Origin of the sequence: Methylocystis silviterrae, from assembly GCF_013350005.1 — a bacterium.
Classification (GTDB): domain Bacteria; phylum Pseudomonadota; class Alphaproteobacteria; order Rhizobiales; family Beijerinckiaceae; genus Methylocystis; species Methylocystis silviterrae.
Map to the genome: position 1 here is coordinate 197959 of NZ_JABVWW010000004.1, position 23843 is coordinate 221801.

The 23843-nt window shown below is 63.1% G+C and carries 25 protein-coding genes; 9 read left to right on the top strand and 16 right to left on the bottom strand.

Annotated features, from left to right (window positions below):
- Positions 1 to 840: a 3-deoxy-8-phosphooctulonate synthase gene (kdsA, locus tag HUN39_RS06270; protein WP_175093606.1), complete on the top strand. Its 840-nt coding sequence runs from the start codon at positions 1 to 3 to the stop codon at positions 838 to 840.
- Positions 841 to 912: 72 nt separating this feature from the next.
- Here the strand turns inward: kdsA and HUN39_RS06275 are convergent, their stop codons facing one another.
- From HUN39_RS06275 to HUN39_RS06290, 4 genes are all read right to left on the bottom strand, one after another.
- Positions 913 to 1263, bottom strand: a complete 351-nt coding sequence (locus HUN39_RS06275; protein WP_175093607.1) for a hypothetical protein — start codon at positions 1261 to 1263, stop codon at positions 913 to 915.
- A gap of 83 nt (positions 1264 to 1346) precedes the next feature.
- Complete coding sequence (locus HUN39_RS06280; RefSeq protein WP_232365946.1) at positions 1347 to 2036, bottom strand: Crp/Fnr family transcriptional regulator; 690 nt, start codon at positions 2034 to 2036, stop codon at positions 1347 to 1349.
- Positions 2037 to 2099: 63 nt separating this feature from the next.
- A complete protein-coding gene (locus tag HUN39_RS06285) occupies positions 2100 to 2489 on the bottom strand; it encodes a type II toxin-antitoxin system VapC family toxin (protein WP_175093608.1) in 390 nt (129 codons plus the stop codon).
- Positions 2486 to 2755: a type II toxin-antitoxin system Phd/YefM family antitoxin gene (locus tag HUN39_RS06290; protein WP_175093743.1), complete on the bottom strand. Its 270-nt coding sequence runs from the start codon at positions 2753 to 2755 to the stop codon at positions 2486 to 2488. The genes HUN39_RS06285 and HUN39_RS06290 overlap by 4 nt, the downstream gene beginning before the upstream one ends.
- Before the next feature lie 124 nt (positions 2756 to 2879).
- On the opposite strand from HUN39_RS06290, the gene HUN39_RS06295 reads away from it, so the two are divergent.
- Positions 2880 to 3962: a HoxN/HupN/NixA family nickel/cobalt transporter gene (locus HUN39_RS06295; RefSeq protein WP_175093609.1), complete on the top strand. Its 1083-nt coding sequence runs from the start codon at positions 2880 to 2882 to the stop codon at positions 3960 to 3962.
- Here HUN39_RS06295 and HUN39_RS06300 read toward each other — a convergent pair.
- The 3 genes from HUN39_RS06300 to HUN39_RS06310 form a co-directional block, all read right to left on the bottom strand.
- Complete coding sequence (locus HUN39_RS06300) at positions 3874 to 5514, bottom strand: adenylate/guanylate cyclase domain-containing protein (RefSeq protein ID WP_232365947.1); 1641 nt, start codon at positions 5512 to 5514, stop codon at positions 3874 to 3876. The genes HUN39_RS06295 and HUN39_RS06300 overlap by 89 nt on opposite strands.
- Positions 5515 to 5684: 170 nt before the next feature.
- On the bottom strand, positions 5685 to 6146 hold the full coding sequence (queF, locus tag HUN39_RS06305; protein ID WP_175093611.1) for a preQ(1) synthase: 462 nt from the start codon (positions 6144 to 6146) through the stop codon (positions 5685 to 5687).
- 46 nt (positions 6147 to 6192) lie between these two features.
- Positions 6193 to 6969, bottom strand: coding sequence for a hypothetical protein (locus HUN39_RS06310; protein ID WP_175093612.1), 777 nt, complete (start codon positions 6967 to 6969; stop codon positions 6193 to 6195).
- Positions 6970 to 7208: 239 nt separating this feature from the next.
- Here HUN39_RS06310 and eno point away from each other — a divergent pair, with 239 nt between their 5' ends.
- Positions 7209 to 8492, top strand: a complete 1284-nt coding sequence (eno, locus tag HUN39_RS06315; RefSeq protein WP_175093613.1) for a phosphopyruvate hydratase — start codon at positions 7209 to 7211, stop codon at positions 8490 to 8492.
- Between the two features lie 149 nt (positions 8493 to 8641).
- Complete coding sequence (locus tag HUN39_RS06320) at positions 8642 to 11476, top strand: valine--tRNA ligase (protein ID WP_175093744.1); 2835 nt, start codon at positions 8642 to 8644, stop codon at positions 11474 to 11476.
- Here HUN39_RS06320 and HUN39_RS06325 read toward each other — a convergent pair.
- Positions 11473 to 12234, bottom strand: a complete 762-nt coding sequence (locus tag HUN39_RS06325; RefSeq protein WP_175093745.1) for a phosphodiester glycosidase family protein — start codon at positions 12232 to 12234, stop codon at positions 11473 to 11475. The two genes, HUN39_RS06320 and HUN39_RS06325, sit on opposite strands and share 4 nt — an antisense overlap.
- A gap of 251 nt (positions 12235 to 12485) precedes the next feature.
- Between HUN39_RS06325 and ribB the strand changes: the two genes are divergently transcribed.
- Positions 12486 to 13619, top strand: coding sequence for a 3,4-dihydroxy-2-butanone-4-phosphate synthase (gene ribB / locus HUN39_RS06330; RefSeq protein ID WP_408631393.1), 1134 nt, complete (start codon positions 12486 to 12488; stop codon positions 13617 to 13619).
- 254 nt (positions 13620 to 13873) lie between these two features.
- Here the strand turns inward: ribB and HUN39_RS06335 are convergent, their stop codons facing one another.
- From HUN39_RS06335 to HUN39_RS06345, 3 genes are read right to left on the bottom strand one after another with little or no spacing between them, the layout of a single operon-like run.
- Positions 13874 to 14860, bottom strand: coding sequence for a tyrosine recombinase XerC (locus HUN39_RS06335; RefSeq protein ID WP_175093615.1), 987 nt, complete (start codon positions 14858 to 14860; stop codon positions 13874 to 13876).
- Between the two features lie 46 nt (positions 14861 to 14906).
- Positions 14907 to 15230, bottom strand: a complete 324-nt coding sequence (locus HUN39_RS06340; RefSeq protein WP_026222812.1) for a DUF1476 domain-containing protein — start codon at positions 15228 to 15230, stop codon at positions 14907 to 14909.
- A 28-nt stretch (positions 15231 to 15258) separates the two neighbouring features.
- Positions 15259 to 15633, bottom strand: coding sequence for a hypothetical protein (locus HUN39_RS06345; protein WP_175093616.1), 375 nt, complete (start codon positions 15631 to 15633; stop codon positions 15259 to 15261).
- 167 nt (positions 15634 to 15800) lie between these two features.
- Between HUN39_RS06345 and purC the strand changes: the two genes are divergently transcribed.
- Positions 15801 to 16595 (top strand): phosphoribosylaminoimidazolesuccinocarboxamide synthase, encoded by a 795-nt coding sequence (gene purC / locus HUN39_RS06350; protein WP_014892432.1) that lies wholly within the window; start codon positions 15801 to 15803, stop codon positions 16593 to 16595.
- A 155-nt stretch (positions 16596 to 16750) separates the two neighbouring features.
- Here purC and HUN39_RS06355 read toward each other — a convergent pair whose 3' ends face one another.
- Together HUN39_RS06355 and HUN39_RS19460 are read right to left on the bottom strand one after the other, a co-directional pair.
- Positions 16751 to 17863 (bottom strand): AI-2E family transporter, encoded by a 1113-nt coding sequence (locus tag HUN39_RS06355; RefSeq protein ID WP_175093617.1) that lies wholly within the window; start codon positions 17861 to 17863, stop codon positions 16751 to 16753.
- Positions 17860 to 17994 (bottom strand): hypothetical protein, encoded by a 135-nt coding sequence (locus tag HUN39_RS19460; RefSeq protein ID WP_269750307.1) that lies wholly within the window; start codon positions 17992 to 17994, stop codon positions 17860 to 17862. The genes HUN39_RS06355 and HUN39_RS19460 overlap by 4 nt, the downstream gene beginning before the upstream one ends.
- Positions 17995 to 18027: 33 nt before the next feature.
- Here HUN39_RS19460 and purS point away from each other — a divergent pair, with 33 nt between their 5' ends.
- From purS to HUN39_RS06370, 3 genes are all read left to right on the top strand, one after another.
- Positions 18028 to 18264 carry a phosphoribosylformylglycinamidine synthase subunit PurS gene (gene purS, locus HUN39_RS06360; protein WP_175093618.1) on the top strand — a complete coding sequence of 79 codons (237 nt, stop codon included), beginning with the start codon at positions 18028 to 18030 and terminating at the stop codon, positions 18262 to 18264.
- 102 nt (positions 18265 to 18366) lie between these two features.
- Positions 18367 to 19056, top strand: coding sequence for a phosphoribosylformylglycinamidine synthase subunit PurQ (gene purQ / locus HUN39_RS06365; protein ID WP_175093619.1), 690 nt, complete (start codon positions 18367 to 18369; stop codon positions 19054 to 19056).
- Positions 19057 to 19126: 70 nt separating this feature from the next.
- On the top strand, positions 19127 to 19483 hold the full coding sequence (locus HUN39_RS06370; RefSeq protein ID WP_175093620.1) for a DUF1428 domain-containing protein: 357 nt from the start codon (positions 19127 to 19129) through the stop codon (positions 19481 to 19483).
- Here HUN39_RS06370 and holA read toward each other — a convergent pair whose 3' ends face one another.
- The 3 genes from holA to leuS are packed head-to-tail and all read right to left on the bottom strand — an operon-like array spanning position 19484 to position 23787.
- Positions 19484 to 20509 (bottom strand): DNA polymerase III subunit delta, encoded by a 1026-nt coding sequence (gene holA / locus HUN39_RS06375; protein WP_175093621.1) that lies wholly within the window; start codon positions 20507 to 20509, stop codon positions 19484 to 19486. It abuts the gene before it with no gap.
- A gap of 25 nt (positions 20510 to 20534) precedes the next feature.
- Positions 20535 to 21164, bottom strand: coding sequence for an LPS assembly lipoprotein LptE (locus tag HUN39_RS06380; protein ID WP_332310728.1), 630 nt, complete (start codon positions 21162 to 21164; stop codon positions 20535 to 20537).
- Entirely contained in the window at positions 21151 to 23787 is a 2637-nt protein-coding gene (gene leuS / locus HUN39_RS06385; RefSeq protein WP_175093622.1) for a leucine--tRNA ligase, read from the bottom strand. Before leuS ends, HUN39_RS06380 begins: the two co-directional genes overlap by 14 nt.
- Between the last annotated feature and the right edge of the window lie 56 nt (positions 23788 to 23843).

Here is a 23843-nt window from a genome sequence, read left to right on the forward strand (position 1 = left end):
GTGACAAGCGTAATCATCGGAGACGGCGCGCGCCGCGTTGAGATCGGCAATGATCGGCCGCTGACGCTTATCGCCGGCCCCTGCGCGCTTGAAAGCGCGGACATGGGGCTCAAGGTCGCTGAAGAGCTTGCCCGGCTCGGCGAGCGGCTGAAGATCGGCGTCGTCTTCAAGGCGTCCTTCGACAAGGCGAACCGCACCAGCGGCGAAGCGGCGCGGGGCGTCGGCCTCGACGCCGCCCTGCCGATCTTTGCTGAAATCAAGGAAAAGACCGGCCTCCCGATCACGACCGACGTGCATGAAGCATGGCAATGCGCGCGCGTCGCCGAGGTCGTCGACCTTTTGCAGATTCCCGCCTTCCTCTGCCGCCAGACCGATCTCATCGTTGCGGCGGCGAAAACCGGACGCCCCGTCAATATCAAGAAGGGTCCGTTCCTGGCGCCCTGGGACATGATCCACGCCGTCGAGAAAGCGCGTGAAGCCGGCGCCGCCGGCGTGCTCGTCACCGAGCGCGGGACGAGCTTCGGCTATAATGCGCTCGTCGCCGACATACGCGCCCTGCCGATCCTGAAGGAGACCACCGGCGCGCCTGTCGTCTTCGACGCCACGCACGCCGTGCAGCAGCCAGGTGGGCAAGGCGCGTCATCGGGCGGCGAGCGGCGCTTCGTTTCGACGCTCGCGCGCGCGGCGGTCGCCGTCGGCGTCGCCGGGCTTTTCGTCGAGACGCATCCCGATCCCGACGCGGCGATCTCGGACGGCGCGACGCAAGTCCCGCTCGGAGAGCTGGAGACAATGTTCGAGGAACTGATGGCGTTCGACCGTCTGGCGAAAATGCCCGTCTGAAGCGAGGCGGAGCAATTCCTATGTAGCTGTCATTCCCGACAGGCCGAAGGCCTGATCGGGAGGGCGTCGGCATTAACGCGCCTCCGCATAATCCGTCAGCCAGCCGACGGCGATGATGACAAGGCCCATTCCCGCGAAAAAGGCGAAGGCTGGCTTGACGCTGAAAATATCTGGAAGAAAAGCGACGGCGATGAGCGCCGGGCCGACGATCCTTTCGACCCAGCCATGGAGCGTGAACGCCAGCCGCCGAAACACGCCGAGCGGAAATTTCGTCACGAGCGTCATCGCCAGATGCACGCCCGCGAGCAGCCAGGCGAGCTTCGCCGGCAGGCCGCCGAAACCAAGGACGCTTGGCGCGGCCAGGAAAATCAACACCGTCAGATAGTCCAGATATCCATGCAGGCTCGCCGTGAGTGGTTTCATTGTGGTTTCTCCGCGTTGGCGGCGCGGATTGGCCGCCTTCTCCTCTCGTTAGGGCGCGGCGCGGAGGCGGTCTGTCATCTTGATCACAGATCGCCGCCTTTTTCTTTCGCGAGGGATTGCAGCGCGACGTGATTGACGCAGATAAGGTCACGCCGATAGTCGAGCGCCCCCCGGCGCCTCAAACCGTTCATGATCCGGGTCACGACGGGGCGGCTCGCATGAACAAGGTCAGCGATATCCTGCTGCGTGAGCCTGATCTCGAGCGAATAGCCATGCGGGCAAGGCGCGCCGAACGCGTGGGCAAGCTCCCCCAGCGTTTCGATCAGCCGCACGGCGACTGTCTTTGTTTGGCGATCTATCAGCCTGCGCTCGGCGCGTTCCCGCGACGCCTCCAGTCCGGCGTTGAGGAAGCCTGAGAACGACGGGCTGTTCGCGACGAGACAGGCCACGTCCGAAGGGGCGATCATCAAAACGCGCGCGTCGCCGATGGCGTTCGCGCTGTGCGCCGACGCTCTTCCCCGCGACACGCGCCCGAAGAGATCGCCCGCGCCCGCGATGGCGAGCGTGATCTGCGCGCCGCTTTCCGCGACATGAGAAAGCCTGACGACGCCCCGCATCAAACAATAGAGAAAGCCCGGCTCCTGGCCTTGCCGATACAGCGTTTCGCCGTCGGAGAACTCCGCTTCCCGCAGCGAAGGCGCGCAGAGCCGCCACTCGGCGATATTCTCTTCCGACAGCATGTCGTTACCCGGAACTTCCGCCTGACCGCGCATCCTATCAAAATCGAAGCTGCGCAAACCATTTTGCTTAAGAGACCGTCTGGCGAAGGCGATCCGCTAAGCCTTGCGCGCAGCCAACGGATGGTCGAGAAGCGCGCGATCAATCGTCACGAGACGCAACGCCTCGATTTTGCATTGCGCCAGCAACAGGCGATCAAACGGGTCGCGCGTGTGCGGCTCAGGTTCGACCGCGACGAGCGCGTGCCGCGCGTTAATTGAGATGACCTCGATCCCCATCGCTTCCAGCAGTTCGGGAAGCATCTCAAGATTTATCGCGAGTTCGAGTTTGCCCAGACGCCACTTGATGGCGATCTCCCAAAGACTCGCGACGCTGACCAGAAATTCCGCATCTTCATTCTTCAGCAAAGACTGCACGTGCGATCCGAACTCGGCGACACGGTTTTCAATCAACGCCAGCAGAATATGCGTGTCGAGCAGCAGCCTCATGCATCATCCGGCAGCGGGCGCAGCAGGAAATCTTCCGGCAATGGCGCGTCGAAATCCTCGGCGAGGAAAGTGACGATGGACTGGAGGCCGTGTCGTTTCTTGAATTCGTCGACGGCCTCGAGCCGCAAGCCGCGTTTGGGTTGATGAGGAACCAAATCGAACACCGGTTTCCCATTCCGCGTCACGACGATCGTTTCGCCCTTCTCGACCTGTCGAGCAAGTTCGGTCAGGCGATTTTTGGCGTCTTTGATCGAAACAGTCGTCATGGGGCGAATAGTGGCTACCCATAGCCACTTGGTCAAGTCGGCTCCCGCCCGCTCGTCGCCCGTATGAACTTTCCTAATTAAGCGATTACGGTTAAGGGTCTTTATTGCTCAGGCGGCGGGGGTCATGGCGCTCAATCCTTTCGATGACCAAGGCGACAATTTCAAAGCCAAGGCTTCGGCGACCTATGGCGTGATCATCGCGGCCAATATCTTCGCCTGGACTTGGGCGTGGACAGCCTTCTCCGATCGACCGGGCCTGATGGGTGCGGCCGTTCTGGCCTTTATGTTCGGACTTCGCCACGCCTTCGACGCCGACCACATCGCCGCCATCGACAATGTCGTCCGCAAATTGATGCAGGACGGCAAGACGCCCTATTCGGTCGGATTTTTCTTCTCGCTCGGCCACTCCACCTTTGTCGCGCTCGCTTCGGTCCTGATGGCGGCGGCGGCCGTGGCCATGCAGGGCCAGGCGCATGACTTTCAAGCCTTCGGCGGCGCCATCGGCACGATGGCGTCAGCTTCGTTCCTCATTGTCATCGGCCTTGCAAATCTTCTCCTGCTCAGGGGCATCTGGTCGGCCTACAGCCGCGCCCGACTTGGCGAACCGGTCCTCGAAGAGGACCTCGACCGTCTGCTCAACGGGCGAGGCGTGTTCACCCGGGTTTTCCGCCCGCTGTTCCGCTTTGTTTCGCGGTCATGGCACATGTACGTCGTCGGATTTCTGTTGGGACTGGGCTTCGACACGGCGACGGAGATCGGCCTGCTCGGCATTTCGGCGGCGCAGGCCGCGCAAGGCATGTCATTTTCGACGATTCTGGTGTTTCCGGCGCTGTTCACCGCCGGCATGTCCTTGATGGACACCACGGACAGCCTCGTGATGACCGGCGCCTACGGCTGGGCGTTCGACGATCCGCTGAGGAAACTTTGGTACAATCTGGTCATGACCGCGATGTCGGTGATCGTCGCCATTTTCATCGGCGGCATCGAAGCGCTCGGCTTGATCGGCGATAAGCTCGGCTTCGAAGGCGGCCTTTGGCGCCTCGTTCAAGGGCTTAACGACAATCTTGCCAATTTCGGCTTTGCGATCGCCGCGATCCTGATCGCGAGCTGGATCATCTCTATGCTCTTCTATCGAAGCCAGGGGCAAATGAAGGCGTATCGCGGCGCAGTCGGGATGGACTATCCGGCGCGGCGCCAGGAGTCGTGAACTCCAAAATTCCCGGCATCTGCGTCTTTTTGCCGATCAGAAAGAACGAGCGCGTCGCCTCTTTGCCTTTTAGTTCGACGGTCCCGCCGTCCAGGAATACGTAATCGTCGCTGAGACGCACCTTCACCGCTTCGGACACGTGAATCTTGTCGGGCTTGGATGTCGATTCAAATCGGCTGGCGACATTCACGACATCGCCCCACAGATCGTAGGAAAATCGTTTTTTCCCCACGACGCCGGCCGCCACCGTGCCGGTATGCACGCCCATGCGCATTTGAAGCGGGTAAGGAACCTCTTCTGCGTAGCTCATGATGTAGCTTTGCGCTTCCAAAGCGAAATCCGCGATGTGCTGACAGTGCAGCGGGTCACGGTTCGGGACGCCGCCGACCACCATGTAGCTGTCGCCAATCGTCTTGATTTTTTCGACGCCGTGCTTTTCGACAAGCTCGTCGAATTTCTCGAAGAGGACGTTGAGCATATTGACGGTGGCATGCGGTCCAAGCTTTGCCGAAAGTTCAGTAAAACCGACAATGTCGGAGAAAAATACCGTAACTTCGGGGAAAACTTCCGCGATTGTCTCCTCTCCGCCACGCAGTCTTTCGGCAATGGCGGCAGGAAGAATGTTGTGGAGCAGCTTTTCCCAACGGGAGCGTTCGATCTCCAGGTCCGACAAGGCTTTGCCCGAAAGCTTTATCTTGTCTTCGAGCTTGTCGAACGCGACGTTCAGATTTGCAGCCATCGTGTTGACGGTGGTGGCGAGTTCGCTGATCTCGTCGCTCCCGAAAACCGAGGCCTGAGCTGCAAGATTGCCTGAGCCAATCTCGCGAACGACCGACATGAGATGCGACGCTCGAACCGCGAAGCGGTTGCGCAAAAAGATCAGGGACAAAACAACAACGCCAAACAACCCGATATTCAAGTAAGAGTTGACTTCAAACAATTGGTTGGCGAACGCCTGTTCCCGTAAAACTCGCCCGGCGTACCTCTGCCGAATCAAGTTCTGCATCTGCGCAATTCTCAGAGTCAGATCTCCATTGAGCTTGCGGTATTCATCGCTGAACAACAGCTTTGTCGCTAAAACGCGATCGGGCTTGCCCTTGCGGGAATAGGTTCCAGCGCCGTCATCGAATTCGCCATCGACCGCATGCATTGCGGCGCGTTCGATCGCGACCACTTTTTCCAAAAAGCTTCGCGCTTCCTTAAGCTTGTTCAATTCATGCGCGGTGACATTTTGGCTTAGGAAGCGTTCTTCGATGGAAACTGCGCCGTCGCTTTTCTTCTCGGGCGGCGGAATGATTCCGCCGTTCACGAGATCCCAATAGCCAAAGTTATAGTCCTTCGGCCGAGCGGTTTCGCCGTTGAGAATGGCCCCGATGATGTTGTACCACTCAACGCGTCTCGGATCGTTGCTGGAGATGTAGCCTCGCGCAAAGCGAGTCTGCCACTGCGAGGAAAAAACCAAATCCTCCGCAAGCGTGGTCAAGGATTGCAACTCGCGATGCGATGTCTCCAGGTCCTGCTGAGCTTTTTCCAGAAAAACGCCCAGCGCCAAATTGCCGCCTGCGAGAGCGACGAGCAACAGGAAGAAGATCGAGAAAAACGTCCGAAGCTTCATGTTCTCTGGGCCCCGCGATCGGACGGTCTCTTTGTCAGGAGACCACAGCGACCCATAGGTGATTTACTGGCGCACGCACAAGGCTCGACTTTGGAGCGCCTATACGCCTAGCCTCGCCCCCGGTAGGGCGGCACGCCCTGATCAGGAAGCCACAGCCCTTCGGGCGGCGCCCCGGTCTGCCAGAAGACGTCGATCGGCATGCCGCCGCGCGGATACCAATAGCCGCCGATGCGAAGCCATTTCGGCGTCATCGCCGCAACGAGATCGCGTGCGATCCGCAGCGTGCAGTCTTCGTGAAAGGCGCCGTGGTTCCGGAAACTTCCAAGGTAAAGCTTCAGGGCCTTCGACTCGACCAGCCATTCGGCCGGGGCATAATCGATGACGATATGTGCGAAGTCGGGCTGCCCGGTCACCGGGCAGAGCGAGGTGAACTCGGGCGCGGTGAAGCGCACGAGATAGGTCGCGTCCTTGTGCGGATTGGGCACGAGATCGAGTTCGGCCTCGTCCGGCGAAGCCGGCAGCGCGGCCGTGCGGCCGAGCAGCGCGGCGCCCTTATGCGTCTTGGTCATGCGCGTAACAAAGGCGCGATCGCCGCCGCGTCAAGCGCCAACCCGCTCACGGGTCGCGCGAGTCGGGACATTCGCCCGCGCGCAAGGTGATCGGATGCGCCGACATCCAGCCGGAGAGAAGGCGATTCTCGGGGCTCTCCAGCGCCTTCAGCATTTCGACGCGCGTGATTTCGAGCCATTTCTCGCGCCTGTCCGGCGTGTTCATCTCCGCCGGCACGGCGATTTCGAGCGCCTTCACCGCGAATTGATAGGGCAAGGTGTTCCACAAGGCGACGCCGCCGCGGTCGAGCATCGCCGAGACGTCCTTTTCCGGAATATGCGCGATCTGCTCCTGCTCTTGGATCGGCACGGCGCCCGGCATCCCGCTCTTGGGCGCAACAATCGCGACGCCGTTGCGATAATAGCGATTCTGCTTCACGCCGCTGCGCGCCGCGATCAGATTGCCGCCGATCACGAAGCTGGCGCCTGTGCTGTCGAGCGCGCATTTCAGCGTCCGGTCGAAACAATGGCCGGCGCCGACCATCAGCGCGCTGCATCCGGTTTCGACCCAGCGCGCCAGAGTTTCCGGCTTGATGTCGAGCACATAGGCAAGGCCAGGCATGTCCTCGCGCTGATATTCGCACCGCTGCACGAGGCTCGCCGGCCAGCCCAGAAAATCTTCCTGCGCCGGCGCGCAATTGCCTCGGACGGGAGATTTCTCCAAAACCGCCTTGGCGGCGGCGACGTGCTCCGGCGATTGAGCCCAAGCGCTGGCGGGACTCCAAAGCCCAAAGCAAAGGGTGAACACGACGCCACGCGCGAACCGCGTTGTGCTTAGGGCCATCCGAACCTCCCGCCGACCGTCGCGCTTGGCGGCGAACGCCCGCTCATTAATTAAGCTCAAGGATAGGGAGGTCCCCTCCCCAGTCAACGGATTTCACCGGCGCGGCTCGCCGCGGCGCAGCACAGATCCCACAAAAGCCCGCCGCGGACGCAGAACCTTTTTACGGCTGAGGCTTTTCGGGACCGCGCAATAGGTCTAAGAAGTCGCGCCGCTCCGCGCCGCATCATGAAGAGGCACCCATGACCGAGATCGTCGACATCCACGCCCGTGAAATTCTGGATTCTCGCGGGAACCCGACCGTCGAGGTCGACGTCACCCTGGAGGATGGATCGTCTGGACGGGCGGCGGTGCCGTCCGGCGCCTCGACGGGCGCGCATGAAGCGGCGGAAAAGCGCGATGGCGACAAGTCTCGCTATCTCGGCAAGGGCGTGCTCACGGCGGTCGACAACGTCAACGACGAAATCGCCGGCGCGCTGCTCGGATTCGAAGCTGAGGATCAGGTGGCGCTCGACGAGGCGATGATCAAGCTCGACGGGACGCCGAACAAAGCGCGGCTCGGCGCCAACGCCATTCTCGGCGTGTCGCTCGCCGTCGCCAAGGCGGCGGCCGAGGCGACCGCTCTGCCGCTCTATCGCTATGTCGGCGGCGTGCAGGCGCGGGTGCTGCCGACCCCGATGATGAACATCGTCAATGGCGGCGTGCATGCCGACAATCCGATCGATTTCCAGGAATTCATGATCATGCCGACCGGCGCGCCGAATGTGCGCGACGCCATCCGTTGGGGCGCGGAGATTTTCCACACGCTCAAGGCGGCGCTCAAGAAAGCCGGCCTCAGCACCTCGGTCGGCGATGAAGGCGGTTTCGCGCCCAATCTTCCCTCCGCCGAAGCAGCGCTCGACTTCATCATGAAGGCGATTGAAACGGCGGGCTTCAAGCCTGGCGTCGACGTGCATCTTTGCTCCGACTGCGCCGCGACGGAATTCTTCAAGGACGGCAAATATGTCTATGAAGGCGAGGGCGTGACGCGCTCGATCGACGAGCAGGTCGCCTATCTCGCCAAGCTCGCCAGCGCCTATCCGATCGTGTCGATCGAGGACGGCATGGCCGAGGACGATTGGGAGGGCTGGAAGAAGCTCACCGACGCGATCGGCGACAAAGTGCAGCTCGTCGGCGACGATCTTTTCGTCACCAATGTCGTGCGCCTCAATGAGGGCATTAAGATGGGCGTCGCCAATTCGCTGCTCGTCAAGGTCAATCAGATCGGCACGCTGACCGAGACGCTCGCTTCGGTCGAGACCGCGCATCGCGCCGGTTACACCACCGTCTTCTCGCATCGCTCCGGCGAGACCGAGGATTCGACCATCGCCGATCTCGTCGTCGCGACGAACAGCGGCCAGATCAAGACCGGCTCGCTCGCCCGCTCCGACCGCACCGCCAAATATAACCAGCTCATCCGCATCGAGGAGGAGCTGGGCGACGCGGCGATCTACGCCGGCAAAGGCGCGCTCAAGGCGCTGGCGTAACCCCCTCCCCTACCCTCCCCCGCTTCGCGGGAGAGGGAATAGATTCGAGCCTTCACTGACGTGCGACGAAACGCCGATCGTTAGCGTCCCCTCTCCCGCCAAGCGGGGGAGGGACAGGGTGGGGGCCAAAAGGCTCCTGCCCGATGACCATGGAAAAAACCTTCGCTCCCGCCTCAATTGAATCGCGCATCCGCGACGCGTGGGAGGAATCTCAAGCCTTCCGCGCCGGACGGCCCGAACGCGCGCGGGCGGCGCCCTATTCCATCGTCATTCCGCCGCCGAACGTCACCGGCAGCCTGCATATGGGCCATGCGCTCAACAACACGCTGCAGGATATTCTGGTTCGCTACCGGCGCATGAAGGGCGACGACGTGCTGTGGCAGCCGGGCACCGACCATGCCGGCATCGCGACGCAAATGGTGGTCGAGCGCCAGCTGATGGAGCGCCAGGAACATCGCCGCGAACTCGGACGCGAGAAATTCGTCGAGCGCGTGTGGGAGTGGAAGGCGGAGTCCGGCGGCAAGATCGTCGAGCAGCTGAAGCGGCTCGGCGCCAGCTGCGACTGGTCGCGCGAGCGCTTCACGCTCGATGAAGGCCTGTCGCGCGCGGTGGTGAAGGTTTTCGTTCAGCTCTATCGCGACGGCCTGCTCTACAAGGACAAGCGCCTCGTCAATTGGGACCCGGCGCTGCACACGGCGATCTCCGATCTCGAAGTGCAGCAGGTCGAAGTGAAGGGCCATTTGTGGCGCTTCAAATATCCGATCGTCGACGACGCTGGGCACGAGACCGGCGAATATATCGTCGTCGCCACGACGCGCCCCGAGACGATGCTTGGCGACACGGCGGTCGCCGTGCATCCGGAAGATGAGCGCTATACGGCGCTGATTGGCAAGCGCGTTCGTCTGCCATTGGTCGGCAGGCTGATCCCGATCGTCGCCGACGAATATTCCGATCCCGAGAAGGGCACCGGCGCGGTGAAAATCACGCCGGCGCATGACTTCAACGATTTCGAGGTCGGCAAGCGGCATGGGCTGCGGCTCGTCAACGTGCTCGACCCGCAGGCGCAGATGACGCTTGCCGCCAGCGCCGAGTTTCACGAAGGCGTCGACCCCTCCCCCGAACTTGCGGCGACGGTCTCCGTTCTTGACGGGCTCGACCGTTTCGCAGCGCGCAAGCGCGTCGTCGAAATGATGGAGGCGCGCGAGCTGCTCGAGGGCGTCGACGACCATAAGCACATGGTTCCGCATGGCGACCGCTCGGGCGCGGTGCTCGAACCGCGGCTCACCGACCAATGGTATGTCGACGCCAAGACTTTGGCGCAGCCGGCGCTCAAAGCCGTGCGCGAAGGCCGCACGAGCTTCGTGCCGAGGAATTGGGAAAAAACCTATTTCGAATGGCTCGAAAACATCCAGCCCTGGTGCGTGTCGCGCCAGCTCTGGTGGGGCCATCGCATCCCGGCTTGGTATGGGCTTCGATACGAGGATGGTCTGCTGACGTTAGCGTCAACCAATCGTGCGGAGACCGTCTTCGTGGAAGAGACCGAAGACGAGGCGCTGGCCGCCGCCCGGCTTTACTACGGCTCGGATGACGTGGTTTTGGTCAGCGACGAAAGAGCCGCGCTTGATGAGGTCTACGACTCTCAAAGAGGACTCGGGAAACCGCCAAGCAAATTCGCTATCTGGCGCGACGAAGACGTTCTCGACACCTGGTTCTCTTCCGCGCTTTGGCCCTTCTCAACGCTCGGCTGGCCGGAGAAGACGTCGGAGCTCGCGCGCTATTATCCGACGAGCGCCCTCGTCACCGGCTTCGACATCATCTTCTTCTGGGTCGCCCGCATGATGATGATGGGCCTCTATTTCATGGATGAAGTCCCTTTCCGCGACGTCTATATCCACGCCCTCGTTCGCGACGAGAAGGGCGCGAAGATGAGTAAGTCGAAGGGCAATGTCATCGATCCGCTGCGCCTCATCGACGAATATGGCGCCGATGCGCTGCGCTTCACGCTCGCGGCGATGGCGGCGCAGGGACGCGACATCAAGCTCTCGACGCAGCGCGTCGAAGGCTATCGCAATTTCGCGACGAAGCTGTGGAACGCCTCGCGCTTCGCCGAGATCAACGGCTGCGCGCGCGTTGCGGGTTACGATCCGCGCGCCAACAGGATCACGCTGAACCGCTGGATTATCGGCGAGGCGGCGCGCACAACGGCGGACGTGAGCGCGGCGATCGAGGCCTATCGCTTCAATGATGCGGCGAACGCCGTCTATCGCTTCGTTTGGAGCGTCTTCTGCGATTGGTATGTCGAGCTGGCGAAGCCCCTGCTGCAAGGCGCCGACGGCGCTGACAAGGACGAGACGCGCGCAACGACCGCCTTCGTTCTCGACCAGATTTACGCGCTGCTGCACCCGTTCATGCCCTTCCTCACCGAGGAGCTTTGGGCGATCAAGGGCGCGGACGGTCCCAAGCGCGAGACGATGCTGGCGCTCGCCGCCTGGCCGTCGCTCGAAGGACTCGAAGATGCGGAGGCCGAAAGCGAAATCGGCTGGGTCGTCGACCTTATTTCCGAAGTTCGCTCGCTGCGTGCGGAAATGAATTTGACCAGCGAGACCGAGCTGCTGCTGATCGGCGCAGATGACGCGCTGAAAGCGCGCGCGACGCGCTGGGACGAGACGATCCGCAAGCTGGCCCGGCTCTCGCACATTGGCTTCGCTGAGGCGGCGCCAAAGAGCAGCGCGCAAATCATCGTGCGCGGCGGCGTCGCCGCCATGCCGCTCGAAGGCGTGATCGACCTTGGCGCCGAGAGGGCGCGACTGGCGAAGGAGACGGCCAAGCTCGAAGCCGAGTTGAAGAAGCTCGACGCCAAACTCGCCAATGAGGGCTTCCTCGCCAAGGCTGAAGAAGAGGTGATCGACGAGCATCGCGAACGGCGCGAAGAGACCGCGGCGCGCATCGAAAAGCTCAATGCGGCTCTTACGCGACTAAGCTAGCGATCCGCGTTCTCGACGACCCCGACGATCGGCCCCATCGCCGGCATAAAGCGATCATGGCGCGAGAGCGACGGCGCATAAAGCGCCGAAGCGGCGCCGCCGTCGAGAAACAGCGCATCCAGACAGTGCAGGCGATCGCGAAAAAGTCGCGCGAATTCGTAAAATGTCACCGGCTGATTGGAGATCGCGAAACGCGCGACATGGCCGTCTTGGACGCAGACGCCGTTGCGAAATTTCTGCGACATGCCGTCCCCATGAATGCGGGGATGAATGCGCCCGCCGATGACGAGCATCGGTCCCGATTGCGTGGCGAATTGCGCCCGCTGACGGCTCTTTAGGAAGCGCGCCGTCTCGGTGACGCCGGCGCGCGATCCGTCGACCCAGAACACGCCGTTGGGCTTCATGTGAAAATTGCCGGGACCGGGACGCGTATTGGCGCCTTTGAGCGTGCGGCCGTTCTCGACATAGAGGCCGACCGGCGCGCGGTCTTCCGCATACATGCCGGCGTTCATGGCGAAGATGAGCGTTTCGCCTTTCTTTTCCAGTTCGCTCGCAAGGCGGGAAAAGGCGCCCAGGATTTCGCCTTTTCCGTCGCGCAGAAAGAGCCGGATGTCGCTCTTGCCCGCGTCGAAGTCGCAGACCGCATAGGCGACGCCTTGCTCCTCGAGCTCGGCGCAGGGGCCGGGCTCGGCCGCCGCCCCGGATGCGATAAAAAGCGCCAGCCCTAGCGCCGCGAGCGTTTTTGAAAAGACGCGCATCATGCGCGTCATTAGCTTCGTAACGAGCAAATGCCCTCTCCTTTCTTCCTATCGTCTAAATCACCATCCGGAAGCACCGACTTTGGGACTGTGTCATTCCCGGCAGGCCGCGGGCCTGACCGGGAATCCAGAGCAACGCCATGAATGGCCGGCTTTATGCTGGATTCCCGATCGCGCTCCGCGCCTCGGGAATGACAATTGCGAAAGCTGCGCAGCCACCCGTTTGAAACGTCGCCGCGGCAAGGCTAGATATGCGACGCAGGCGTCGCAAGCGGCGGGTTCCGGAGATCTCATTGTCCCATTCCATCACTGAAGCCGTCGAGGCCGTGGCTAGAGGCGAGATCGTCGTCGTCACCGATGACGACGATCGCGAAAACGAAGGCGACCTCGTCGTCGCCGCCGCGCTCTGCACGCCGGAGAAAATGGCCTTCATCATCCGCCACACGAGCGGGATCGTCTGCGCGCCGCTCACGCTCGAGGAAGCGCGCCGTCTGCATCTCGCGCCCATGGTCGCCGAAAACGACGCGCCGCTCGCAACGGCATTCACCGTCACCGTCGACGCGCGCCACGGGCTCACCACCGGCATTTCCGCCGAGCAGCGCTGCAATACGGTGCGCGCGCTCGCCAATGGCAATATGGGCGCGGCCGACTTCGTGCGGCCCGGCCATGTTTTCCCGCTGATCGCCAAGGACGGCGGGGTGCTGATGCGCTCCGGACATACGGAAGCCGCCGTCGATCTGTGCAAGCTTGCCGGCCTGCCGCCGGTCGGCGTCATTTGCGAACTCGCCAATGACGACGGCACGGTGATGACCGGCCGCCAGATCGAGGAGTTCGCGCGCGCGCATAATCTCAAACTCGTGTCGGTGTCCGATCTTATCGCGTTTCGACAGGCGCGCGAAAAGCTCGTCGAACGCGTCGCGACTTTCCCCGTCGAGACGGAAGTCGGTGCAATGATCGGCCATGCCTATGTGACGCCGTTCGACAGCGTGCAGCACTTCGCCTTCGTTCTGGGCGCGATCGGCGACGGACGCGACGTGCCGACGCGCCTGCATCGCGCCGATATCATCTCCGATGTGATGTGCGGCGCGCCGACGATCAAGAAGACTCTGGCGCGCTTCGCCCGCGAAGGGCGCGGCGTGCTCGTCTATCTGCGCGACGGCGCGGCCGGCGTCCCGGCGAATATCGTCGGACGCCAGAAGGACGAGGAGGAAAGAGCGGAGGAAACGCGCAAGCGGCAATGGCTCGACGTCGGTCTTGGCGCCCAAATTTTGAAGGACCTCGGCGTTTCCTCGATCCGTCTGCGTTCCTCGTCGTCAAAGCCCCGCGCTTTCGTCGGGCTCTCGGGCTTCGGCATCGAGATCAGCGCGGTGGAGCCGGTGGAGTGAGAGTTGCGCACGCTGCGCGAAATTGAGCGGCGTCGACCTTTCACCCTCCCCTCGAGGGGGAGGGTCGGCGCGAAGCGCCGGGGTGGGGTGGAGCCGCATCTCAAAATATTGTCGCTATACGAGCGGCTCGGTGCGTCATCCCTTACAGTCATCCGAGCTGTCACCCCACCCCGCATTGCTTCGCAATGCGACCCTCCCCCTCAAGGGGAGGGTAAAGTTCGCGGCTTCTCAGGGCTTTTACGCGGCCTTCAGTTTCACTTCGCCCGCGGATGCGCCGAGCGATAAGCGTCGAGGAGCCTCGTTTTATCGACCGCGGTATAAATCTGCGTCGTCGAGAGCGAGGCGTGGCCGAGCAATTCCTGGATCGTGCGCAGATCGCCGCCGCGACCCAGGAGATGCGTTGCAAAGGAATGACGCAGCGCATGCGGCGTCGCGCTCTCGGGCAGGCCGAGCGCCCCGCGCAGGCGCTGGACGGCGAGCTGAATGATGCGCGGCGAGAGCGGCCCGCCGCGCGCGCCGACAAACAGCGGCCCGCCGGCGAGATCATAGGGACAGAGCGCGAGATAGGCCTCGATCGCCGAGCGCACCGGCGCGATGACCGGCACGGTCCGGCTCTTGCCGCCCTTCCCCAGGATCGTGACCCGATCGGCGGCGCCGACCGGCGCCTCGGCGCTCCCGATCGACAGCGCCTCGGAAATTCGCAGGCCGGCGCCGTAGAGCAGCGCCAGCACGGCGGCGTCCCGAGCGATCACCCAGGGCTCTCGCGCCTCGCCCGCTCTCTGTTCGGGGTCCACGACGTCGCGGGCGTCGGGCACGGTGAGCGCCTTGGGGAGGCTGTGCGGGCGCTTGGGCGGACGCACGGCGCCGAAGACGTCCGTACGGGCGAGGCCCTTCTTCTCAATGAAGCGCAGAAAATTGCGAACGGCGGCGAGCGCCCGCAACAGCGACCGGCTTTCCAGCCCGTCGCGGCGACGCTTGGCCATGAAGGCGCGCAGGTCGGCGGGTTGAAGTGACTTAAGCGCGGCCGCGTCCGGCCGCTCACCAGTATGATGCGCCAGAAAACCCAAAAAATTGGCGAGGTCCCGGCCATAGGCCTCGACCGTGTGCCGGGAGGCGCGCCGCTCGCCGGCAAGATAGCGCAGCCAGAGCGCCGCTTCCTCGGCGATCGCCGGCGCCCCCTGAAAATAGGAGGCGTCGGGAAGCGGCTTCTGGCGGGGCGCTTTTAAGGACGAATCGCGCATAAGCGACTATCGCCCAAGAAAATGAATAAAGGCCGTGAATCGTCGGTTATTGGCCCGACTTGATCTCGGCTTTCGCCTTGGTCAGCATCTCGTCCATGGTGCGGCGGATCTGATGCTCGGACTGATTCACGCCCGCCGCCTCGAAATCCTTCTTGACCAAAGCCACGACCCGCTCGTCGGCGTCGGCGGTCACTTCCGCTGCGACTAGGGCATCCGCGTAGGCCTGCGCCTCGGCGCCCGTCTTGCCAAGCTTTTCGGCCGCCCAGAGGCCGAGCAGCTTGTTGCGGCGCGCTTCGGCGCGGAACTGCAGCTCCTCTTCATGGACAAAGCGTTTTTCGAAGGAATCTTCGCGCTGGTCGAACGTGCTCATGTCCATCCTCGGCCGGGTTGTTCTTAAATCAGGACTCGGCGATCATGCGCCGCATCGGCGTGCGCTCGATATATGCGTATTCGCGCGCAAAGCCAATGCCGGAAAGCGTGGTCCTGGCCGCGACGAAACCGCCCCATGCCCGCCACGGCGCCAGCTCGAGCGCGATATGGCCACGGGCCGTGCCGAAGTGCAAAAAGCGCGCCGGTGCGGCTATTTGTCGGGGCGAAGAGTTTTCCGTCCGGCGATCGGACAAAGCAGGGACGCTACGCGCCATAAGCGTCGCAGGGGTGAACGGGCGCGGTCGGAAAATCGCCGACCAGATGCTCAAATTGGGGGCGCCGGCGCGTGCGGGAGGAACCGACACGGCGACGGCGCCGCTGGGCCGCCGCCCTCTCAGTTTCATTGTATCGTCTTTCCCTTTGCGATAGAGTGCCCTGTCGGCTTGTCACTGGCCGCCAAAGACGCTAGGACCGCCGGTGCTCGCGGCTGGGCGCACGCCCGCCGCCGCTCCCTGAGAGCCGCCCACAAGCCGGCATGCGTTCACACTTCGGAGGAGCGACGACCCGCCAGATGGACTTCCTCAAGCCCCGGTTGATCCCAATGAACCGCCGACGCCGCATCTACGAGGGCAAGGCCAAGGTCCTCTATGAGGGCCCTGAGCCCGGCACTTTGATTCAGCACTTCAAGGACGACGCCACGGCCTTCAACGCGAAGAAACACGAGGTGATCGACGGGAAGGGCGTGCTCAACAACCGGATCTCCGAATATATCTTCCAGCATTTGAACAGCATCGGCGTGCCGACCCACTTCATCCGCCGGCTGAACATGCGCGAGCAGCTCATCCGCGAGGTGGAAATCATCCCGCTCGAAGTCGTCGTGCGCAATGTCGCGGCCGGTTCGCTCGCCAAGCGCCTCGGGATGGAAGAGGGCACGCAGCTGCCCCGCTCCATCATCGAATTCTACTATAAGAACGACGCGCTCGACGACCCGATGGTGTCCGAGGAGCATATCACCGCCTTCGGCTGGGCGACTCCCCAGGAGATCGACGACGTCATGGCGCTCGCCATCCGCGTCAACGATTTCCTCTCCGGGCTCTTTCTCGGCGTCGGCATCCGCCTCGTCGACTTCAAGATGGAATGCGGTCGGCTCTGGGAAGGCGACATGATGCGAATCGTCGTCGCCGACGAGATTTCGCCCGACAGCTGCCGGCTGTGGGATATCAAGTCGAACGACAAGCTCGACAAGGATCGCTTCCGCCGCGACTTGGGCGGGCTGGTCGAGGCTTATACCGAAGTCGCGCGCCGTCTCGGCATCATGCAGGAAAACGAGACGATCCGCACCGGCGCGCCGAAGCTCGTGCAGTAGCCGGCGCCGCGGGCGCTGGGATAAGGCCGCGCGAACAGAAAAGCCGCGTCGGCTGAAGCCGGAACGCGGCTTTGTCGCATCCGGGGCGCGGAATCATCTCGTGCGCGGCGATCCGACCGCTCGTCGAAGCGCCCCCCTCCAGGACTCGATGCTGGTCAAAACCACCAATGGCGCTTCTTCGGCGGAACAGGCGGCGCGTCGACGCCCGACCCCGACGCTTGGCCAAACGACGCCTCCAAGCTTTGCGCCAGGATAAAACGCACGATCACGCCGATCGTCGCCGCTAACGGCACGGCGATAAGAAGACCAACAAAGCCGAACAGATAGCCGAAGGCGGCGATGGCGAACATGACCAGGAGCGGACTGAGCTTCACGCGCGCGCCGACGAGACGGGGGGTCAAAGCATTATCGTCAGTCAGTTCTCCGACGATGAAAATCGCCAATATGATCGGTATCGAGGTCCAGCTTGGCCAGAACTGAAGCAGCGCCACGCCGACCGACAGGACGACGCCGGTAAGCACGCCCAAATAAGGAATAAAACTGATCAGCCCTGCGGCTATTCCAATCAGATAGGCATGATTGAGCCCGATCAATTCCAGCGCCACGGCATAATACAAAGCGAGAATGAGGCAAATAATCCCCTGGCCGCGTAGAAAGACGCTGATCGTCTCATTGATCTCGGACGCCAGAGCCCGCACGGTCCCCCGCTGCGTCGCCGGAATCATCTTGTCGAGCGCCGCGATGATTTGGTCCCAATCAATCAGCAAATAGAAGGTGACGATTGGCGCGACGATGAGCAGGGAGAAGATCGACGCCAATGCGCGGCCGTCCGACCATAGCCGGCGCAAGAGGTGTGCGCTCAGATGGGCGCCGAGAGTGGTCAGTTCTCCTGACGATTGCCGAGCTTCGCTAAGCCCCTCGTTGATGATCTTGCGCATCCATGGCCGGCCCGGATCTGTCGCCAATGTTTGCAATTGCGTCAGATAGCCGGGGAGCTTTTCGATGAAAAGCGCGATCTCCTCGCCGATGATCGGCGTGAGAACAACGATCAAAGCGATAATGACGCCATAGAAAAGACTGATGATTCCGAGCGCCGCGACGCCGCGACCCAATCCGAAGCGCTCGAGCCGAGTGACGAGCGGATCGAGTAGATAAGCCAGAGCAATCCCGACCAAAAAGGGCGTCAGGATTTCGCGTAACAGGACAACCGTTCCGGCGATGATGACAGCCGTCGCGATCCAGAAAATCGGTAGACGTTGAAGATTCATGGGTTGATCTTACTCCCCGGAATGCTGACCCCGAACGCCTTCAGAAAAAGGCCGAACGCAACCTCGCCGAGACCGATGGCGATCTGGTGAATATCGGCGTAAATGAGATTGCGTGTTTGTGTGGCCCCCACTAACACTTCTCCATTCAGCCTGGACCTCAGCTTATGAAAGCCCGCGTCGTCGTCACCCTCAAATCCGGCGTCCTCGATCCGCAAGGCAAGGCGATCGAAGGGGCGCTAAAGTCGCTTGGCGTCGAAGGCGTCGCCAGCGTGCGGCAAGGCAAGGTATTCGACGTGGAGCTCGCCGGCGCCGACGCCGACGCCGCCAAGGCGCAGTTGCAGGCGGCGTGCGAGAAGCTGCTCGCCAATACGGTGATCGAGAATTATCAGATCGATGTGTGAGGCGATCGAGGGCAGTCGGGCTTCGGCAGTCGGCAATCGGAAGAGCGCCGAGCTGCCAACTGCCGATCTGCCGACTGGCCGCCTGCCGCCTAGGACACGCCCATGAAAGCCGCCGTCGTCGTTTTTCCCGGCTCCAATCGCGAAGGCGACATGGCCCGCGCGCTGACACAGGCGACCGGGCGCCAGCCGTCGATGTTGTGGCATGCCGATCATGAACTTCCCGCCGGGACCGACCTCGTCGTTCTGCCCGGAGGCTTTTCCTACGGCGATTATCTGCGCTGCGGCGCGATCGCCGGCCGCGCCGCCATCATGGACGCGGTGCGCGCCCATGCCGCGCGCGGCGGACTGGTGCTGGGCGTGTGCAACGGCTTCCAGATTCTTTGCGAAAGCGGACTTCTGCCGGGCGTGCTGATGCGCAACGCCAATCTGCGTTTCGTATGCCGGATGCAGCATCTCAGGGTCGAACGCAACGACACCGCCTTCACGCGCCATTACGCCAAGGGCCAGACGATCGAAGTCTGCGTCGCGCATGGCGAGGGCAATTACGAAGCCGACGATGCGACGATCGACCGGCTTGAGGGCGATGGCCTCGTCGCCTTCCGCTATTGCGACTCCGCCGGCAATGTCGGCGGCGACGCCAATCCCAACGGATCGCGCAACGACATCGCGGGGATTTATTCGAACGGGCGCAATGTGCTCGGCCTGATGCCGCATCCTGAAAATCTCATCGACGCGCTCGTCGGCGGAACCGACGGCCGCGGGCTTTTCGAGAGCCTCGCCAGCGCGGCGTGAACAAACGAGACGACCGATTGTCATTTCCCGAGGCCGCCTCACAGGCATGTCAGAAAGAAGGAGCCGCGCAATGAGCTATGTCGACGGTTTCGTGATTCCCGTGCCAATGGGCAAGAAGGAAGATTACCATAAGGCCGCCGCGCAGATGTGGCCCATCATGAAGGAGTGGGGCGCGCTACGCGTCGTCGAATGTTGGGGCGACGACCTGCCCGACGGCAGAGTCACCGATTTTAAACGCGCCGTCGCCGCCGAGGGCGGCGAAAACATCGTGTTCTCGTGGGTGCTGTGGCCGTCCAAAGACGTGCGCGACGCGGCGCACAAGAAGATGCACGAAGACCCACGCATGAAGGACATGCCGATGCCGTTCGACGGCAAGCGCATGATCTTCGGCGGCTTCGAAATGCTGATGGACGAAGGCCAGGGCTGACTAACGCCGCGCCGCGCGCGCGATGTTCCACAGCGCGCGTTCGGCCTCCATCTGCGCCACGCCGGCGTTGGCGCGCGCCCGCATCTGTGCGGCCCGCAGCGGCTCGATCAGTGCGCCAAGACGCGCGGATGACCAGCTCTTGAGCTGCTCCTCCATCAGCGCGCGATGCATGAAGCCGAAGCCCGCGCGCATCAGCGCCGAAACGCCGACGTCGGGTCGTCCCCCCTCGCGCTCCATGGCGAGACGGGCGCGGTGCAGCGCCACGGCGTAGCGCAGCGCCCCGATGACAAGCTGCTGCGCATCGCCGTCCTGCGCGAAATAGGCGTCGAGCGCCACGGCGATATCGGCGGCGCCCGCGAAAGCCGCCGTCACCATGCGGTCCGACGCGATGTTCGAGGCATGCGCGACGATCGCTTCGACGTCCTTGGCTTCGACATGTTCGCGGCCGTGCATATAGAGCGCAAGCTTTTCAAGCTCGGCGCGACTCATCAGCCGGTCTTCCCCAAGCGCGCCGAGGAGCAGGCCGCGGGCCTCGGGACTCGCGACAAGGCCGGCGTCGCGCAGGCTGCGCTCGATCAGCGCCTGCAAATCCGCTTCCGCGTCGGGCTGACACTCGATCGCCGCGCCCTGCTTGGCGCCCTCGACCAGCTTGCGCAGCGGCGCGTCGCGCCTTAGCGCGCCAGCGGTCAGCACGACCGTGCAATGCGCTGGCGGCGCGCCGATAAGGGACGTCAGCGCCGGAATGACAGATTTGCCGCCGGTCTCGACGAGGATGGCGCGCCGTCCGCCAAAGAGCGGCGTGGTGTTGGCCTCGTCAAGCAGCGCAAGCGGGTCGGAAGCGACGCCATCGCCGCTCATCTCGACGAATTGGAAGGGATCGCGGCGATCGTCGACGCGCCTTTCGACGAGCGCGAGCGCGCGCTCGCGCACCATGCCCGCATCGGAACCGAAGACCAGGAAAAGAAAAACGCCCTCGGGCGGTGCGGCGATGAAACGTTCGGCGTCGCGACTCTTGACCGCCGTCATGAGGCGCTATTGTCCGTCTTCGCCGTCAATAGCGAACGACGGCGGGCGGCGGGACAGGCGACAGGCGCGTGGCGAGCACGGTGGCGATTCGGGTGCGGATCGAATCGGCGATGACCCGGGCGTTGCGGATCTCTGCATCGCGCGCGGCGCGCACATTGGAGAAGCGATTCGAGAAACGATCGTAGCTCGCAATGTTGAAAGCGATGCCTTTCGTGACCTCCACCTCATCAGGCAAGGTGACCAGCCGATATTCGGCGTCGACGATCACCGTCGCCGACGTGGCGCGGCCGGTCACGGTGTCGAGAATCGGCGTCTGCACGCGCTCGCGGAGCACAACCATCAGACGGTAGCGCGGCGGCGGCTGCGAACCGGTGCCGTTCAGCCCGAAGATCAGGTCGTTTCGGACATAGTGACCGAGCCGTTGCGGAATTTCGTCAACCGCGATCGACTGCAGCTCGGCCGCGAGCGGCGCGGAGTCGAGCCCAAATCCTGCCGGCGCATAAAGCGGCTGGATGCAGCCGGCGAGCGGCAGGACGAGCAGCGCCGCCAAAACAACCATCACTTGCCGGAACAGGGCAGTCGGCAGTCGGCCTTCGGCAGTAGGACGCGCGCCGACTGCCGACCTGCCGACCGCCGATTTGCTAAACGACCACATTGACGATCCTTTTCGGAACGAGAATGAACTTCCTCAGCGGCTTGCCTTCCATGGCGCGCTGAACGCCATCTTGCGCCAAAGCCTCTTTGCGAATCGTTTCCTCGTCGGCGTCATGGGCGACAAGAATTTCGGCGCGCTTTTTGCCGTTGACCTGCACCGGCAGGCTTATCATCTCCTGGGCCAACAGGGTAGGATCGGCCGCCGGCCACGGCGCTTCAGCAACCAGACCTTTGTGGCCCAAATCGGCCCAGCACTCCTCGGCGACATGCGGCGTCATCGGCGCGACAAGCCGAATGAGCGCGTCCGCCGCCTCGCGGAAGGCGAAGGCGAGATCGGGGGGCACGGGCGTTTCGGTCACGGCGTCGAGCGCGCTGGTCAGCTCATTGGCGAATTCGCGGATGCGGGCGATGGCGCTGTTGAAACGCAGCCGCTCGATATTTTCGCTCGCCTGGGCGATCGAACGATGCGTCGCCTTGCGCACGGCGAGCGCGAGATCGTGATAGGCCGCCGGCGGCTCAGCCCCGGCGGGAGCCGCCACCCGTCCCAATTCGCCGGTCAGCCGCCACAGGCGCTGGACGAAGCGCCATGCGCCCTGCGCGCCCTCGTCCGACCAGATGACGTCGCGATCGGGCGGGCTGTCGGAGAGCACGAAAAGGCGCGCCGTATCAGCGCCATAGCTCGCGACGATATCGTCGGGGTCGACCGTGTTCTTCTTCGACTTCGACATTTTTTCGATCGGGCCGATCTCGATCTCGACATCGCCGTCGAGGAGAAAGGCTCGGCGGCCGCCGTCCTTGGCCTCGACGCGTATCGCGTCTGGCGCGACCCATTGGCCGTCCGGCGCGCGATAGGTCTCATGCACGACCATGCCCTGGGTGAACAGTCCGGCGAAGGGCTCGGCCACCGCGGCGTGGCCGCTGTCGCGCATGGCGCGCGCGAAGAAGCGCGAATAGAGAAGATGCAGAATCGCGTGCTCGATGCCGCCGATATATTGATCGACCGGCAGCCAGCGCGCGAGCGCCTCGGCGCGCGCCGGCGCCGTCTCATTATGCGGATCGGCGAAGCGCGCGTAATACCAGGACGAGTCGACGAAGGTGTCCATCGTATCGGTCTCGCGCCGCGCCGGCGCGCCGCAGGAGGGACACGGGACGTTTTTCCAGCTTGCGTGGCGATCGAGCGGATTGCCGGGCTGATCGAAGGAGACATCCTCCGGCAACCGCACCGGCAGATCGGCCTCGGGAACCGGAACCGGGCCGCAGGTCTCGCAATGGATGATCGGGATCGGGCAACCCCAGTAGCGCTGGCGCGAAATCCCCCAGTCGCGCAGCTTGTAATTCACCTTCCGCTCGCCCTGGGGATGGCCGAAAAGCGCCATCGTCGTCAGACGGTTCGCGACCTCGTCCTTCGCCTGCGGCACGGTCATGCCGTCGAGGAAGCCGGAATTCACCAACCTGCCCTCGGCCTCGAAGGCTTCGCCGCTTGTCGCAATCTGCTTTTCGAGCTCTTGGGGAGCGAGGTCTTCCGGGCAGACCACGACCTTGAAGCCGAGCCGATATTTCGTCGCGAAATCCAAGTCGCGCTGGTCATGCGCCGGACAGCCGAAGATCGCGCCCGTGCCATAGTCCATCAGGATGAAATTCGCGACATAGACGGGCAGCGTCCAGTTCGGATCGAACGGGTGAACGACGCGCAGCCCCGTGTCGTAGCCCATCTTTTCCGCGGTCTCGATCGCTTCCGCGGACGTCGCGCCGCGCCGGCACTCGTCGGCGAAGGCGGCGAGCGCCGGGTCCTTCTCGGCGGCGGCCTTCGCCAGCGAATGGTCGGCGGCGAGCGCCACGAATTTCGCGCCGAACAGCGTGTCGGCGCGGGTGGTGAAGACTTCAATCTCTCGCGTTTCGCCGAGCTGCTGCGCGAGCGCGAAGCGCACGAGCATGCCTTCCGAGCGCCCGATCCAGTTGCGCTGCATCAGCCGCACCTTGTCGGGCCAGCGCTCGAGATCGTCGAGCGCGGCGAGCAGCTCTTCGGAATAGTCGGTGATCTTGAAGAACCACTGCGTCAGCTCGCGCTGCTCGACCAGCGCGCCTGAGCGCCAGCCGCGGCCGTCGATGACCTGCTCATTGGCCAGCACCGTCATGTCCACGGGGTCCCAATTCACTTTCGACTTCTTGCGGTCGACGATGCCGGCTTTCAGGAAATCGAGGAAAAGCTTCTGCTGGCGCCCGTAATATTCGGCATCGCAGGTCGCGATCTCGCGCGACCAGTCGAGCGACAACCCCAGCGTTTTGAGCTGCGCCCGCATCGCCGCGATATTGGCGTAAGTCCATTGCGCCGGATGCGCGCCGGTCTGCGCCGCGGCGTTTTCGGCGGGAAGGCCGAAGGCGTCCCACCCCATCGGATGCAAGACGTCAAAGCCCTTGGCGCGCATGAAGCGCGCGATGACGTCGCCCATCGAGTAATTGCGCACATGGCCCATGTGCAGCCGACCCGAGGGATAGGGAAACATCTCGAGCACGTAATATTTGGGCGCGGCTGGGCTGTTACCTGCCTTAAAAGACTGTTTTTCTTCCCAAATCTCTTGCCAGCGCGGCTCCGCCTCGGCGAAATTATAGCGTTCGGGTCTCATCTTGCTGGCGCGTCCGGTCAAAAGGCTTGCGGGATTGCGCCTCTAATGCCGGGCGG